Origin of the sequence: Pseudoalteromonas sp. SD03 (genome assembly GCF_040937955.1) — a bacterium.
Lineage (GTDB): Bacteria > Pseudomonadota > Gammaproteobacteria > Enterobacterales > Alteromonadaceae > Pseudoalteromonas > Pseudoalteromonas tetraodonis.
In genome coordinates, this window is record NZ_CP162514.1 from 2,726,891 (window position 1) to 2,742,874 (window position 15,984).

Below are 15,984 nucleotides of genomic sequence, written 5' to 3' on the forward strand. Positions count from 1 at the left end.
TTGAGCAATTTTTAAAACATTTACCAAACTAAGTATGCCGTAAAGTAATTAAATATAAGAGCCCTAAGCCTATTAATTATGTAAACAACTGTGTCAGTTATTTAATTTAACTATGAAAATAATTCACGTTAGTTGAGAAACTTTCAACAAAATAAATCTATCTAGACGTCTAAATGGCTGCTATATTAAATCCATCATCACAAATTAAGCTGGAATGAGGATTATGGCTTTATCACTTCAAGAAAAAATACAGGACACCAACCAAGGTGTTTACCTAATTGGCACAACACCGCCAAAAATTGGGACTGATAAAGCGCAATTAAAAGTCATTGCCGAAAAGTTATTAGGCCGTTTACACGAAATTGAATATGACGGTGTGATTATTTATGACATTCAAGATGAAAGCAGCCGTACAGAGCAAGCGCGTCCATTTGCATTTAAGCAAACAGTTGATCCGCGCGAGTACAGTCAACTCTTACGAGGCTTATCTGATCTTGATGTCATTACTTATAAAAGTGTAGCTCAGCGCGGTGTGAGTGAGTTTAAAGCGTGGTTAGATGAAACTAAAAATGACTACGATTTAAAAAACGTGGTGTTAGTGGGTAGCCCATCATCAGCCGGTGATATAAAGCTGAGCTTACCGAATGCCTACAAAACTCTGGCAGAGCAGTCAGAAGACTTCTTTTTAGGTGGTGTAACCATTGCTGAGCGCCATGCCAATAAGCGCAACGAGCACCAACGCTTAATAGAAAAAACAGCTCAAGGATGCCAGTTTTTTATCTCTCAAGCCGTTTATAATGCACAAGCAACCATAGATTTAATAACCAGTTATGCGCGCACATGCAAAGCACAAGGCCTGACACCTAATCGGATTATATTAACCTTTACGCCTTGTGGTGGTGAAAAAACCTTAGAGTTTATGCAATGGCTAGGTATCTCAGTGCCAGAGGCAACTAAATGGCGCATGCTTGATTCGGAAAATACACTAAGCGAATCGGTACGTATTTGTCGTGAAAATCTCGACTCAATTTTAAAAAGCTGTGCTCACTTAGGTGTACCACTGGGTTTAAATATTGAAAGCTTAACCAACCGTAAAGAAGAAATAGACGCGTCTATTAACTTATACCGTTTATTAAAAGCAACAATGGAACTCAACCTTGCGGAGAAACTAATAGCTTAATTACGGGGTTCGAGGTTCGGGGTTCGGGGTTCGGGGTTCGGGGTTCGGGGTTCGGGGTTCGGGGTTCGGGCAACAATAATAAGCGACATCGAATAAGCCAGTTCAAGTAGTTAGCTTCGTTTATTTTAATAAGTACTAACTTGAACTGTCAGGTTTAAACTGTAGGGCTTTATCAAAGCTGAATTTCGGCAAAGTGCCAATTGCGGATAAAAAGTGAATTTGAAAGCCTGTTGGGTGGCGCCTTCGGCTTAACCAATCTACATTTTGACGTTGGTCGGATAAGTGGCGGAGCCACGCCATCCGACAAAAATAATGAATTTACCAGAAACAGTCCAACTTACCGCGTTAACGTTACCAGTGACTGCTTTGTGCCATGAGCGGACATTCAGTATTTGTATTTGGATCTATATTTATTGTCACAAATACTACCAAAGCAGTCATAGAAATATCAAAGTTGAAATGTCTATTGTTAGCCATTAGCGGAAGTTAGCTTTTAAGTTAAATATGGCAGTTCAGATACCCTAAAGCTTACTTTTTAACTTGAAAGTTTACATCTATTCAAAACTGAAATTATGCCTAAAATTTTTACATGGTTTTAGATCTCAAATCCCCAAAGCGGACATTGGAATGATTTAAGTTTTAAATGAATTTAGCATATATACTCTAAGGCGCTAACGCCCCCATAGTGTGCTAGAAACTTACAAAGTTTTGGCTAGCAATTCCTTAGCCGCATCACCTAGCTATATAAATTTAGCCGATGCTAGATATATGAAAGTATTGTTATCTCATAATTATCTAATTCTACCTTTTTGAGGGGGGCTTTGAGCTTAGTTTCATAAATCTAATTGGATAATCTCTGCCTCCCTTCTTCACTACGTAATTTATTTTATTCTTTTGAAGGCTCTTTGGTATTTTTGAGAACCCATTGCTTGATGATTTCTTTCCAATAATCTGAGCAATCTCCCCTTCATTCAGGTCAAGCGTAAAAAATAGCAGCATCCCCACAGAGTCACCATGATCTGTATAGTGCTCTATTTGCCTAATAGAGCTATTGAAGGTTTCATGAATTTTAGATTCCTTTGGCTTCTTTACCCCCTCCGCAATTTTGAACAGTTTCCCTTCTATCATTAGTGGCTTTCTATTACTATATTTGTACTCAATCTTAATATCTAGGCGCCCAGCCCCTTCTTTTGATTCACCATGAACAATATACTGCTTGTGATTATCGAGATAGGTCACCAACTTCGAGGTAATCTGTGTCTCATTTTTAAAAGTCTGGCCTTTACTGTTGTTTTCCTTCAAGTAATTTGAAGTATCTCTTCCAAAACTCTGTAAAGATCTCAAAATGTGTTCTTGTAGTTCATCGTCAATGTCGAACTTCGCAGGTAACTTTGCAATAGAGTCATCAAGTGTTTGATGGTGATTGTACGTTTCAAATAGCTCATAAACGGCTATAAAAATATTTCTTGGGATAAGTTCCCAATTCATTTGAAAGTTATATTGAGCGTAGCCTGGGATACGGCCTTCATTTACATAATTTTCATATTTGTATAGATCAACTTCCTCGGATATACCTCGTAACTCACTTCGATAATTACACACGATTTGCAAATCACTTCTCAGGGTGTCAATCAGTATATTAGGGAATTCTGTAGGGTGTTTGGGTATCGTTTTTAGTGAGTGTTCTAAGCTTTTAGCACGATGCGTAATCATCTCTACGAAAGATGGAAGGGGGATAAATAGCAAAGTTAAATAACACTCTACAAGGTCTTGAGTATCTGAAATTGTGATTCTGTAGTTTGGTATGTACGACTCTTTATCAGAATAACCCTCAAGCACCTCTTTTATGATAATTTTTCTGTTCCTTGGTAGGCTAACTCCGTTAAGTAGATCTAGAGCATTTTCAATGCAAGAACGAAAATTAATGTCGTTGTCGAGAACAAAAACATCTAACTTGATGTTTTTGCTATAGCTTTTATTAATGGATGTATAAACCCCTTTATACAAATCTAGAATCGTTCTGCTAAACTCTTGAACAGTTTTATTGAAGTCAAAATCTTTACCAATAATCAGGGTGCTATCATCACTTCTAGTAAATTTGAAAGGCAAATTTAAGCTATCACCTCTCTCGATTACATAGTTTTGAAATCGACAGCATATATACCACTCACTATTACGTAGTTCTGGTAGTGCTCTTGCGAAGTTAACTGGTTCATTATAGCCTGTTTTGCTTCTAATACATGATGTATGGGTGCTAGAAGTACAGATAGCATAAAAGACTTCTAAGCTTTCGAAAGACACTGGAAGCCAAAAATAACCCGCACTTTGAACTGCTTTTTTTAAGTTGGCATCATCATAACCATAGAATCGTCTACGCCTCACCAAGTCAGGTACGCATGGCAAGTCAGAGAATCGGAGGTTATCCGAAAACCCACAATGAGGTATTGCTCCATTATTCACATAATTTAGAACTTCACTGTAGCGCCTTTTATATTCATCAACCCATTCATAATAGCCATCTTTCTCATAACTATGAATCTTGCATTGCAGTTCCTCTAGCAATGCTAAAGCTTCTTTTTTAAATGGAATTATGTTTTTATTTTTCAATATATTGATCACACCACTCTCACCAATGCCCAGTTCCTCCCCAAAATTATATACCATCACAACAGCAAAAAATAACGATACTAAAAAAGTGTTTAAGGAGTCTTGCCTTCTGCTATTAACTCTCTGTTAATAGAAAATATGCATAAATCGCTTTGTGCCCCAAAGTGAGATAGAAATTGAATTGTCATACCTATAATGCCCAACGATCGAATGTCCGCTTTCGGAGTTTTCGATTAAATTTTAGTATTGAAATTTGAAAATGAGATAGTATAAGAAGCCTTATTTAGAGCTATTTATCGGATTTTATTTCATTAGTTAAGCCAAAGTTTTCTTCTGCTTTCGAATCAAAGACGACATCAGTAGGTCTAACTTCAATGGCAGCTTTGAGCTTGAAACAGCATACCGCAAAGACTGACGGTCCGCTCTTCGCTCATAGCTGCTTGTCAGGTGAAATCTAAACTAATTCTCCTCAGCTGTACGATCAGATATGAGCTACTACAACTTTATGGCTTGCCTTTTTATTTTTATAATGTAATTCGCCGGTCAATTTCTTTTTAAATTTATATTTTATTACTGTGTTTATCGTGGATTGTTTTTTTTAGCTGTTTTTTAATTAAGGTTTGCTCGCAATACAATGCAACAAAAACCCCAATAAAACTCGAAAAGATCACAATAAGCCAATAGTAAATACTATTAAAAGTGACCACCCCTGAAATAGATAGATACAAATTGAATGGAACCACAAAAATTAAAAATCCTAAGACTTTGATAAACTCCCTAAATAGCTGAGAGTCCATTTTTGCTGAGTTTATATGAGCATTAATAGTTTCGTCTGACACATTACCTAGCTCAGCGTATTCCTTTTTCAACCAATTGAGATAATCCAATTCCACTTCCTTTTTTATATTTTACGTTTTAATCACCTGATTTCATTCTCGGCAAAATAATTACACTTTATTAATTCCATGTAAACAATACAATGACTTAACACTTAAGCTATGTGCTAAAAAGAACTAACTGATAGAGGTAGTGAGTTAAGAATATACAGCAGACCACGGCGCTAAATTCAACGCCGTGTTGGGCTCTTTTTACTGACAACTGATAGCTAAAAACTGAACGCTTTTATTTACGTCTTCTATTTGGCGCTCTTTGCCCTGTAATACGTTTTTTATCGCGATCTTTACGCGCTTTGTTAGTGTTTTTGCGGTTATCTTTAGGCGGCTTATTTAAGTCGGGCTCATAGCCTTCAAGCCATTGTGGTGTTAAGCGGGTATCAAGCAGTACTTCAATTTCTTCAAGCAGCCATTGCTCATCTAAGCTCACTAGCGACATAGCAAGGCCTTGCTCGCCAGCTCGTCCTGTACGGCCAATACGGTGTACATAATCTTCAGCTATGTATGGTAATTCAAAGTTAATTACATATTTAAGTGCCGGTATATCTAAACCGCGCGCTGCTACATCGGTGGCCACTAGAACACGTGTACTGCCTTCTTTGAAGTTATGAAGAGCGCGGTCGCGAGCACCTTGTGATTTATCACCATGAATAGATTCGGTTTTTAAACCATCTTTACACATTTCTTTGGCAAGTTTATCGGCCATTTGTTTAGTGCGAGTGAATATAAGCACTTGGCGCCAGTTTTTCATGCCAATCATGTGCGATACCAGCTCGCGCTTTCTGTCTTCATCTACTGCGTAAATAACTTGTTCAACCTCTACAGCAGCAGAGTTGCGCTTATCAACTTCAATAAGCTCAGGGTCTTTGAGCAATTTTTTACTTAGCTCAAAAACACTGTCATCAAAGGTCGCGGAAAACAGTAAGGTTTGACGATCGCCTGGGATATGACGCAGTATTCGTCTAATTTCGTCAATAAAACCCATATCAAGCATACGGTCTGCTTCATCAAATACCAAAGAGTCCACGCTTGAAAGCACCACACTGCCCTTCACTATGTGATCAAGTAAGCGCCCTGGCGTTGCCACTATTACTTGCGCTGTTTTAAGTGCTTTGATTTGTGGACCAATACTTGCGCCACCATAAGCAAGTGCACCTTTTATATCTGTACCTTGTGCGTATTTTTCAAAGCTTGCAAATACTTGCTGAGCAAGCTCCCTAGTGGGCGTTAAAATAACCACACGGGCAATGCCTGGTTCGTCTTTTTTAGTGGTATTTAAAAGCTTATGTAATAGCGGCAAAACAAAAGCAGCTGTTTTACCGGTGCCAGTTTGAGCGCTGCCCATCACGTCTTTGCCCGCTAAAATTGGCGGTATCGTTTTGTGCTGAATGGCGGTAGGCGTAGTGTAATTATTTTGCTCTATTGCAGTTAATAGTAACGGGTCTAGGGCTAGTGATGAGAACGATGTGGCAGACATAAGCTTGGCTTTAAAATAACAAAGAACGCTATTATACCTGAGCTTAAGTAATAAAAAAGGCGCTAAATAGCGCCTAAGTAAAATGAAGTATTTAAGCTGGTTTTAATATGGCTTTACGCTCATTATAAAATGCAATTAAATCATCTACGGTGCTTTGACAGTACTCACGAATACCCGATACCACCATGTGTTTTTCACCAAAACCCACCTTTTCGCCGTTTTCGAGTAAATTAAAGCGCAAGGTTATTTTTCCGCGTTTACCAGCGTATTCAAAGCTTGGCTCAGCAAACTCAAGGGTCGGTGATTTAATATCAATGTTATTAAGGTTAATTATCATTGATTCATAAATAATCATAGGCCGCGCAGGATTTATCATTACCTCTTGCTTGCCCATTAAAGGAATAATTACATGCGGGAACGCAGCACCTGAGAACTCAACATAATTTTTTATTAAACTGTTTGTAAGTGTTGGGCATTTACTGGTTTTACCGTCGCGTTTAACCTTTAAAATTACTTTTTCGCCATGGTTTACATCAAACTCTTCTCCAGGTTGTTCTGGAAAATTTAGCTTGGTATTTTCATCAACCATACCGGCAAAGGTAAACTCCATTCGCTCACTAATGCCATAGCGGTCTAACACTAGAGAAAAAAGTAAGTCTCCTGGTGCGCAAAACTTTTTAGCGTCTTTATCATGAAGCGGGTTGTAGTCGTCGGCTACACATTTAGCAAAGCGACAACCTTGCTCACGAGAAATTGAAACATAATCAGCATGCTGCTGATAGTAAGGACTTAACATAGTGTGTTCACTGCTTAAACTGCTTATAACCTAGCTATACTACCAGAAAAAAAATCTTGAGAGGTCGAATCTGTTTAATAAAGGCGAAAAATGATAATTTGCAACTCGCTAATTAACTAAGTAAATTAGGCAAATACGAGTTTAAGGGATTAACTAATGAAGTATTTTTGTTTATTAATATGCGCGGTTTCATTATTAACTGGCTGTAATAACATTATTTACACAACCAATATCGACGACGACGTTTTATCAGAACACGTTTCAAGCCACATTAAAAAACGTGGCCTAGAGCAGTTTTACAGTGTACAAGACGCTCTCGATAGAGGTGCAAGCCCCCTTGGTGGAATAAAAGGCGAAAGCTGCGATGTATCAGATGATACGCGAACATCCTCAATTAGCTATAACCGTTTGAAATCACAAGCTATAGAATCCCTTAAAAACGATGTGCTTTATTTAGGTGGCAATGCATTTACACTGGCGCAATGCCAATCAGTATCCCGCTACAATTGTGATTTAGCCGTTACTTGTACCGGACAAGCCTATAATTATTAATAGCTCAAAATTATCTAATTGAGACTATAACGCTATGTGATTCGTTTTCTCTCATTTCCTCTATCAAACAACAAGCTGTATTTGCCAATGACTTTTTACTTTTTAGCTGCCGCTATTTTATGTGTTTTCCCGCAGTGTAAACTCTCTGTATTTCGCCAACCATTATGGCAATACTTATTGCTGCTAAGTATTATTAGCGCCTATTATCAAGAATATATAAATTTAAACGCGGTTGCTGTTATAGCTGTTTATGTGGGATTGTTTCACTTTACGCTATTGGCAACCTCAGCGTTAAAACGTAATGTTCTAACGTCTTTATTTATAACAGCCTCACTCGGGTTGGCCTTACATTGGTTTGCGGGTTTTAATAACCTGCCTATTGTTGTTAATGAACAAATCACCAGTAACGCAATTGCATTTACCTTGTATGCTAATTTTGATAAAGCATTAGCGGGTTTAATGCTGAGCGCTTATGTTTTTGAAAAAAATAAAACGGCAAAGCCAGTAACTATCGGCTACCCTGCTTTAATTATAGTTATCACTATTTTAGCGGCGCTCATAACTGCTTTAACGTTAAACCTTGTTGAATTTGCCCCAAAAGTACCTGAATTTTGGTTGTTATTTATAGCTATCAACCTACTTTTTACCTGCGTTGCAGAAGAGGCATTATTTAGGGGAGTGATACAAACTAAGCTTTCAAAACTAATAACCCCGAGCAGGTTTGCACTGCTCGCACCGGCTATCAGTACTTGTGTATTTTCACTGGCACACTTTTCAGCGGGTACTCATTATATGCTCGTGGCGGCCGTTGCAGGTTTTGGTTATGGCTATATTTACTATAAAACTAGCCGATTAGAATGGGCCATTTTATGTCATTGGCTCGTTAACGTGTTTCATTTTTTCTTATTTACTTACCCTATGCTGGCAACTCCATCTTAGAATTACAGGCACAAAAAAGCCGCTTAAATTAAGCGGCTTTTGAATCTGTATACGCGATTACGCACTTGGGTAATCACGGTATGCGCGCTCTATCTTTTTAGCCTGCTTTTTAGAAATACCTAAATGGGCAAGCGCGACACGTAAACGTGCACGCGATAGGTCAGACCCTAAAATCTCCATTGCATCTAATACCGAGGTAGATGATGTTTTGCCGGTAATAGCCACAAATATAGGCTCTAAGAAGTCTTTAATTTTAAGCTCGTGGAAGGTAGCGACTTCTTTTGCAATTGCAAAAATAGCTGGTTTTTCAAAGCTACGTAAGCCTTCTAGCTGCCATACAAAAAATTGTAATGCTTGGCGAATAACATCTTCGTCAGCTTTACCGGCTGTTAATAGCGCTGGATCGTAAGTCGGGATACCGCCTACAAAGTGCCCTGCTAAATCAACCATGTCAGAGAGCGTATTTATACGCGTTTTAGCTTCTGGTAATACTTTAGCAAGCATGTCGCCATTAAATTTCCAGTCAACAAAACGCTGCATTAGCTCTGCATCAGTTAAGTTTTCGCGGATCCACATACCGTTTAACCAGCTTAACTTGTCTACGTCGAATACTGGGCCACCAAGCGATACACGCTTCATGTCAAAGTGCTCAATCATTTCATTAAGGGTGAACTTTTCACGCTCATCAGGCATTGACCAACCCATACGGCCTAAGTAGTTAAGTACCGCTTCTGGTAGGTAACCCATTTCTTTATAGTAATTAATAGACGTTGGGTTTTTACGCTTGGACAATTTTGATTTATCTGGATTACGCAATAATGGTAAGTGACCTAGTACGGGTGCTTCCCAACCAAAATCTTCATACAGTTTTAATAGCTTAGGCGCTGAGTTTATCCATTCTTCACCACGGAAAATGTGGCTAATTTGCATATGGTGATCATCCACCACGTTAGCTAAAAAGTAAGTTGGAAAACCATCTGCTTTTAATAGCACTTGCATGTCAACGTTTTCCCACGGGATCTCAATTTCACCGCGTAGGTAGTCGTTAAATTTAAACGTGCCTTCGCTTGGGATTTTCATACGAATAACGTAAGGCTTACCCGCTGCTAAGTTTGCTTTAATTTCGTCTTCGCTATGGTTTAAGCCTCGGCCATCGTATTTAGGACGCAGACCTTCGGCCATTTGCTCTTCACGCATTTGGTCCAGCTCTTCGCTGGTTGCGAAACAATAGAATGCTTTGCCGTCTTCAACTAACTGATGGGCGTATTTTTTATATAAATCACTGCGTTCAGATTGACGGTATGGACCAAACTCACCACCTATATCAGGACCATGATCCCACTCAAGGCCTAACCAGCGTAAGCTATCCATGATGGCTTGTTCAGATTCAGGTGTGCTGCGAACTTGGTCTGTATCTTCAATACGAAGTACAAATTCACCGCCTTGCTGTTTAGCAAAACAGTAGTTAAATAAGGCAATGTAAGCGGTGCCAAGATGCGGGTCACCAGTTGGCGACGGAGCAACACGGGTACGAATTGTCATGGTAATGTCTCTTTTAATAAGTGAGATGGTATGAAATACCAATAAATATTTTAAGCGGCTACTTTGTTTAAGTAAGCAATAATATCGTTTGATTCATAAAGCCATTTAACTTGGCCATCTTGCTCAATACGTAAACAAGGTACTTTAACTTTTCCGCCTTGCTCTAATAGCTCTTGGCGGTATTGCTCATCATTTTTTGCATCGCGTGTTTCAATTTTTAAGCCTTCACGCTTAATTGAACGGCGCACTTTTACACAAAAAGGGCATGCTTTGAATTGATAGAGCTTAAATTGTGCGGTTTGCTGATCAAGCTTAGTTTGCTCTTGCGGATCACGTTTTTTGCTACGCGGCGTAAAAACAAAATTAAAAAATAAGATGATACAACCTAAAACCCAGCGAACTAATTTCATCTTCAATACTCTTTACAACAAATTTAAGGTGCAAGATTTTAACACAAAAAAGCGCAACACTATAAGCGGATTATACGTTGCGCTATATCGTTAAAAAAGTGCTTAATTACAACACCACCATATCATCTCTGTGTAGTACTTCGGCACTGCTGTCGTAATCAAGTAATTGGCTGATTTGATTAGAGTGTGCGCCTTTTATTTTATCGATTTCAAGATGGCTAAAGCGCGTTAACCCGCGTGCAATAATTTGCTGGTTTACATCAATTAAGTTAATTAAATCTCCACGTTCAAATTCACCTATTGCACGCGTAATGCCTTTAGCAAGTAAACTGGCCCCCTTAGATTGCAATGCATGCACCGCACCGGCATCAATTAAAATTTGGCCGCTACTTTTAGGCCCTGCTAATAACCATTTTTTTCGGCCATCTTTAGGGGCGGTAAGTTTTAAAAAACGGGTGCCTGGCAGTTGTTCGCTCATGCATTTTAAAATCACGTTTTCATCAGCGCCTTTGGCAATAATCACCTCAACCCCAGCTCTTCTGGCAATATCGGCTGCCTGTAGTTTGGTTGCCATACCCCCTGTGCCTAGATTTGTACCGCTGCCACCCGCAAGTTGGCGTAACTCATCATTAATATGAGTAACTTCGTCAATCAAGGTGGCGTTAATGTCAGTGCGCGGATCGCTGGTAAATAACCCTTGTTGATCGGTCAGCAATAGTAATTTATCGGCATTGGCCAAAATAGCCACTAATGCCGATAAGTTATCGTTGTCACCTACTTTTATTTCACTGGTAGCAACCGCGTCGTTTTCATTGATGATCGGCACAACATCATAATTTAATAAGGCATTGAGAGTATCGCGGGCATTTAAATAACGCTCTCTGTCGTCAACATCGGCGCGCGTTAGTAGCATTTGCCCCACGTTAACACCATACAACGCAAATAAGCTTTGCCAAATATGAATGAGCTGCCCCTGTCCAATGGCGGCCAACATTTGTTTGTCTATTAATGTGCGCCCACAGGGTTTTAATAACTGTTCGCGACCTGCGGCAACCGCACCACTAGAAACTAAAATAACCTGGTGACCTTGCTTTTTTAGCTCACAGCATTGGCGAACAAGTTCCACCATATGTGCTTTGTCTAACTTATCGGTACCGCCAGTGAGTACGCTTGTACCTAGCTTTACAACTATGACCTGATCCCTTTGCATGTTTTTTACTTAGCGCAATAAATGATGAATTTATTTATACCAGTTCGGTATTTTTGAACAAGTAAAAAATATTCAAGCCCCCCCTCTGCGTGCTAGGATCGCACTATATTCAACCGATTAAATTACACCTTATGCCTGCCAGTTTATGTTTAATTATTGCCACCTTTTTGTGGGGTAGCTCCTTTATTGCACTTAAATACGCGATTGCGATTTATGATCCGGCCTTGGTGATATTTTTACGTATGCTCACCACTTTACTGATTTCGTTATGTTTATGGCGTTACGTAATTCGTTTTGAATATTTAAAAGGCGATTGGAAGTATTTATTAGGCATGTCGCTGGCAGAGCCTTGCTTGTACTTTTTATTTGAAGGCCACGCAATGGAGTACACCTCTGCATCTCAGGCGGGGGTTATTGTGTCTTGCTTACCCATTATTGTGGCATTTTTAGCGTTTTTCATGCTCAAAGAGCATATTAGTAAAGCTATTGTGGTGGGTTTTACGCTGTGTATTGGCGGCAGTATTTTATTGACCTTGCTCTCACCGAGTTCAAGCCAAGCCCCAAACCCATTACTGGGAAATTTTTTAGAATTAATGGCCATGGTGTGCGCGGCATTTTATACCGTGTGTATAAAACATTTAGCTAACCGCTATTCCCCACTCACATTAATTGCTCTGCAAGGCGTGAGTGGTAGTTTGTTTTTTGCTCCGTTTTTATTATTTATTGACCTTCCCAGCGAAAACCAACACGATTTAACCGCACTAATGAGCATTTTGTACTTAGGCTCTTGTGTTACTTTGGGTGGGTACGGTATGTACAACTACGCGATTAGTAAAGTGTCGGTGTTAACCGCAGCGGCTTACTCTAATTTAATTCCAATTTTCACTTTAATTTTGTCAGCCATTATTCTTAACGAAGTACTGACACTTGGCCAGTGGATCAGCATATTTGTGGTGTTTATAGGCGTAATGATAAGCCAACGCCATCAAGAACTAGTGGTCGATATTCCTAACGCTACCTCGGGTGAGGATATTTCAGCCGATACTAGCCACCTTAAATCGGTACCCGAGGCCAGCGAATCAAAAGGGTAACAGGTCAGTAAATACAGCCCTGCTTGATGCAAAAAATCGGTGTTGTACTGATTAATTATCTCAACATGTGTCACTGAATAATGCTGCACTTGGCCATTTTGTAATTGCAGAGAAAATTGCTCCCCCACTTTAGCGTTTTTTAAAAACGCAAAGTGGGTATCGTTGTGGCCAGCAATAAGTGCTCCTTGCGAATTACCAACATCAGCCCCACCTAATACCCCCGCAGCTAAAAAATGACTGGGCGCAAACGCTAAATTTCTACCACTTGCGCCATCGAGCACGGTTAGTCGTTTATTATGCTTTGGCCATATTATTTGTGCCACTGGGTAACTATCAGCATAAAACCACGGCTTAATTTTTTTATTGGGTGATTTAAGGGCTGTTTGCCATGCTTGCTCTATTAACACTTGTGCAAGCCATGCCTTTGCCTGCATATATGCACCATGGCCAAATAGGCTCAGTCCTAAGGCTAGTAAACCTATGCTCAACCACTTTTTCATTTACAGCGCCTTACTAACAACAGGCCACCTAGTAGCATTAAAGCTCCAAACACAATATGCATTTTGCTTTGCCCATCAGTTTGCGGCAAGCGCATACTCATTCCTTGTGGCATTAAATTAGCCACTTGTGTAGTTTGTTTAGCAACTTCTTTAATGGTGCTCTCTTCTATGGCAATAAACGCAGTAAATGGGCTAAGTAATTGATGCTCAAGCGCAAGTTGCTGCACTTGCTGTTTTACAACACTTTGTTGGTTGTATAGCAATAATGACTTTATTTTTTGACGTGCCCAGAGCTTATCAATTCCTGTGGCTTTTGAGCTTGCTTGCGAATTAAGCTTAACCTTAAACTCACCATGCGTTGTTTGCCCAGTAAAAGTAATTGTATCGGTATTATCTAATTTAATAGCCACCATAATAGGCTCAGCAAAATACAGATCCGGTAATGGGGAGGGCCAAAAATCTAAGCTGTCTCCATTTGTATTTGTTAACGCTAAATTAGTCATCGCCGGATGAGCGAGTTTATCAAACAACTGCTGCATTTTTGGCTGCACATCAAAGGTGCTACCAATAAAGGTATAAGACCCCTTACCTATATCAGCAGCGCGGCGCATAAAAAAGCGATTAGGTGCGCTACCAATGCCGAAGGTAAATAAGCGGCTGTCACCTAAAGTGCGCGCAATACTTTTAAATAACTCATCTTCGTTACTCACGCTACCATCGGTTAAAAACACCACTTGGCGTACAAAACCCTCAAACTGCGCACCATTCAGTACGGCATCAAGCGCACCTTGTATTTCAGTACCACCGTCGGCTTGCAAGTTATAAATAAAGCGCCTTGCACGGCGTAAATTAAAGTCACTAGCAACTAAAGGGGTATCACTCATGGCAGTAACCTGATTATTAAAGCCAATAATATTAAAGCTATCATCACTATCAAGTAACGAGAGTGCGTAAAACAATGCTTTTTTAGCTTGCTCCATAGACTGCCCATGCATAGAGCCCGAGGTATCAACCACAAACACCATTTCACGCGGCAAACGCTCAGACTGGGTAAACTGATCGCTTGGCGGCATTAACATTGCTAACGCAAACTGCTCACCATTTTTTGCTTGCTGAGTAAAAAGTGCGGCTTGAGCTTGCGCTTTTTGTAGTGGCTTAAACTCCAGTACAAAGTCTTTATTTATTGCTTGCTGTGGTTTTAGCACAATGCTGTATTGCCCAAACGCAGAGTTTTCAATATTTACCTGATGGTACTTAGCGTTTATATCAACCAATTCTAAGCCTATATCCATGTTAATTGTTAAGCTTAAATCGCTGGCATTAGCCGCCTCATTGGTTTGCTTTGTATAAATAGGGCTTAACCATCCTTGTGGAGTAAACGAAGATGTATGATCACTTTTTACCGTACGCTTATCTTGCTCTTCGTTCAGTTTCCCTGTTGTTGCATGATACCGTGGCGTTATTGTGGTTGGAAAATGAATCGCAAAGGTTCCATGCTGGTAATCAATAATCTCTTGATATTCAAGCGTTATAACAATCTCTTCACCAGGCCCTATATTCGTCACATTTGTAATAAACATATTTGCACGCTGCTGACGAACCAAAGAGGCCTGCTTCCCTGCTTGCTTGGCAGCTTGATACTGTTTTTCTGCTTGGTGTTTTTTTGCTATTTTACCGTGAATCACTCGCTCACCAATACGCATGGTCATTGCTTGCACAGCACTTTCATCGGGTAAAGGAAAAACATAACGTGCATTTACTGCAAAAGGATTTTCATTTATGTAGTGCTGCGTTACTACAACATGATTAATTAGTCCTGTTAGGGTCATTTTTGCATCGCTTTTTAAAATAACCCCAGGATTAACCGCCACTCCTTGGCTATCAAACAAGGATAGTTTTGGCGACTGTGCATGGCTTTTAAAGCTGGCCAAAAGCACGATAATAATAAAAATAAAAAGGCTTACCTTGGTAAGCACTTTGGTGGGTTTACTCAACATAAATCACTCCCTCGAACGCACGCTGTTAATTGCTTGCTGTTTGATTACTTGACTGATTTAACGCACGGGTAGTGAGGGTAACGCGTCTATCAAAAAAGTTATCTTCAAGGGTGTTACTGTTTGCTATGCTTTGCTGCTCGCCAAATGCTTGTGCGCTTAAGCGTGTATGGCTAACCCCCTGTTTAATTAAGTAACTTTGTACGGCGTTTACTCTGGCTTTTGAAAGTAATAAGTTTGCTTGTTCTTCACCACGCTGATCGGCAAAGCCACTCAAATCAAGCGCGAGTTGCGGTTGGCTTTTTAATAACGCAACTAATTGATCAAGCTGCTTGGCAAAATGAGGAGCAATATCGCTAGAGCCTGTTTTAAATTGCACTGTCATCGCCAATAAATTATTAAGCTGTGATTGCGTTAGTTGCTCATTTTGCTGAGCCAGTAGCTCAAGTTGCGCTTCTAAGTGGCTGTTATGATTAAGAACATGTTGGTAGTCGTTGGTTTTCTCTGCCATTACAGTTAAAGCTTGCTGCTGCTCAGCAATGGTTTGCTCAGCCACCTTGGCATCGCCAATCAAACCACCAGCAAATGCGCCTACAAACGCGCCAATAGGCCCACCAACAACGCCACCGATAATGGCACCTGTGCTTAGGCCGACTATGGTTTCCTTTTTTGCTTCTTTCGATGGAGTATCCGCGGCAAAAGCAGGAGCGCAAAAAGTACTAACGAGTGTGAGTGCGATTAATGTTTTCTTCATGATTTATTCCTTACTATTGGTAATGGGTTGGCAAGCTAT

At 39.9% G+C, this 15,984-nt stretch carries 14 protein-coding genes; 4 read left to right on the top strand and 10 right to left on the bottom strand.

Annotation, left to right across the window (positions count from 1 at the left end; translation table 11 throughout):
* Window positions 1-223 precede the first annotated feature (223 nt).
* Window positions 224-1,180, top strand: coding sequence for a methylenetetrahydrofolate reductase (locus tag ABZP26_RS12770; RefSeq protein WP_008110265.1), 957 nt, complete (start codon window positions 224-226; stop codon window positions 1,178-1,180).
* Between the two features lie 801 nt (window positions 1,181-1,981).
* Here ABZP26_RS12770 and ABZP26_RS12775 read toward each other — a convergent pair.
* The 4 genes from ABZP26_RS12775 to ABZP26_RS12790 all read right to left on the bottom strand — a co-directional run bounded on the left by ABZP26_RS12775 (window position 1,982) and on the right by ABZP26_RS12790 (window position 6,953).
* Window positions 1,982-3,844, bottom strand: a complete 1,863-nt coding sequence (locus ABZP26_RS12775) for a hypothetical protein (RefSeq protein WP_368485024.1) — start codon at window positions 3,842-3,844, stop codon at window positions 1,982-1,984.
* A gap of 503 nt (window positions 3,845-4,347) precedes the next feature.
* On the bottom strand, window positions 4,348-4,674 hold the full coding sequence (locus ABZP26_RS12780; protein WP_075169753.1) for a hypothetical protein: 327 nt from the start codon (window positions 4,672-4,674) through the stop codon (window positions 4,348-4,350).
* Between the two features lie 235 nt (window positions 4,675-4,909).
* Window positions 4,910-6,157 carry a DEAD/DEAH box helicase gene (locus ABZP26_RS12785; protein ID WP_368485025.1) on the bottom strand — a complete coding sequence of 416 codons (1,248 nt, stop codon included), beginning with the start codon at window positions 6,155-6,157 and terminating at the stop codon, window positions 4,910-4,912.
* Between the two features lie 91 nt (window positions 6,158-6,248).
* Window positions 6,249-6,953 carry a DUF3581 domain-containing protein gene (locus ABZP26_RS12790; protein WP_368485026.1) on the bottom strand — a complete coding sequence of 235 codons (705 nt, stop codon included), beginning with the start codon at window positions 6,951-6,953 and terminating at the stop codon, window positions 6,249-6,251.
* 156 nt (window positions 6,954-7,109) lie between these two features.
* On the opposite strand from ABZP26_RS12790, the gene ABZP26_RS12795 reads away from it, so the two are divergent.
* Complete coding sequence (locus tag ABZP26_RS12795) at window positions 7,110-7,505, top strand: hypothetical protein (RefSeq protein WP_368485027.1); 396 nt, start codon at window positions 7,110-7,112, stop codon at window positions 7,503-7,505.
* An 87-nt stretch (window positions 7,506-7,592) separates the two neighbouring features.
* Window positions 7,593-8,444: a lysostaphin resistance A-like protein gene (locus ABZP26_RS12800; protein WP_368485028.1), complete on the top strand. Its 852-nt coding sequence runs from the start codon at window positions 7,593-7,595 to the stop codon at window positions 8,442-8,444.
* A gap of 57 nt (window positions 8,445-8,501) precedes the next feature.
* Here ABZP26_RS12800 and gltX read toward each other — a convergent pair whose 3' ends face one another.
* The 3 genes from gltX to proB all read right to left on the bottom strand — a co-directional run bounded on the left by gltX (window position 8,502) and on the right by proB (window position 11,606).
* Window positions 8,502-9,986, bottom strand: a complete 1,485-nt coding sequence (gene gltX, locus ABZP26_RS12805) for a glutamate--tRNA ligase (RefSeq protein ID WP_368485029.1) — start codon at window positions 9,984-9,986, stop codon at window positions 8,502-8,504.
* Window positions 9,987-10,036: 50 nt separating this feature from the next.
* The gene (locus tag ABZP26_RS12810) at window positions 10,037-10,396 is read right to left on the bottom strand and encodes a glutathione S-transferase N-terminal domain-containing protein (RefSeq protein ID WP_008111110.1); all 360 of its coding nucleotides are present in this window, start codon (window positions 10,394-10,396) and stop codon (window positions 10,037-10,039) included.
* A 106-nt stretch (window positions 10,397-10,502) separates the two neighbouring features.
* Window positions 10,503-11,606: a glutamate 5-kinase gene (gene proB / locus ABZP26_RS12815; RefSeq protein WP_368485030.1), complete on the bottom strand. Its 1,104-nt coding sequence runs from the start codon at window positions 11,604-11,606 to the stop codon at window positions 10,503-10,505.
* A gap of 131 nt (window positions 11,607-11,737) precedes the next feature.
* On the opposite strand from proB, the gene ABZP26_RS12820 reads away from it, so the two are divergent.
* Window positions 11,738-12,697 carry a DMT family transporter gene (locus ABZP26_RS12820; RefSeq protein WP_041695769.1) on the top strand — a complete coding sequence of 320 codons (960 nt, stop codon included), beginning with the start codon at window positions 11,738-11,740 and terminating at the stop codon, window positions 12,695-12,697.
* Here ABZP26_RS12820 and ABZP26_RS12825 read toward each other — a convergent pair.
* Genes ABZP26_RS12825 through pdsO form a run of 3 tightly spaced genes read right to left on the bottom strand, consistent with a single transcriptional unit; the run spans window position 12,592 to window position 15,945 of the window.
* Window positions 12,592-13,197: a class GN sortase gene (locus tag ABZP26_RS12825; protein ID WP_368485031.1), complete on the bottom strand. Its 606-nt coding sequence runs from the start codon at window positions 13,195-13,197 to the stop codon at window positions 12,592-12,594. The genes ABZP26_RS12820 and ABZP26_RS12825 overlap by 106 nt on opposite strands.
* Window positions 13,194-15,194 carry a marine proteobacterial sortase target protein gene (locus ABZP26_RS12830; RefSeq protein ID WP_368485032.1) on the bottom strand — a complete coding sequence of 667 codons (2,001 nt, stop codon included), beginning with the start codon at window positions 15,192-15,194 and terminating at the stop codon, window positions 13,194-13,196. The genes ABZP26_RS12825 and ABZP26_RS12830 overlap by 4 nt, the downstream gene beginning before the upstream one ends.
* A gap of 25 nt (window positions 15,195-15,219) precedes the next feature.
* A complete protein-coding gene (pdsO, locus tag ABZP26_RS12835; RefSeq protein WP_016900447.1) occupies window positions 15,220-15,945 on the bottom strand; it encodes a sortase-associated OmpA-like protein PdsO in 726 nt (241 codons plus the stop codon).
* Window positions 15,946-15,984: the final 39 nt, after the last annotated feature.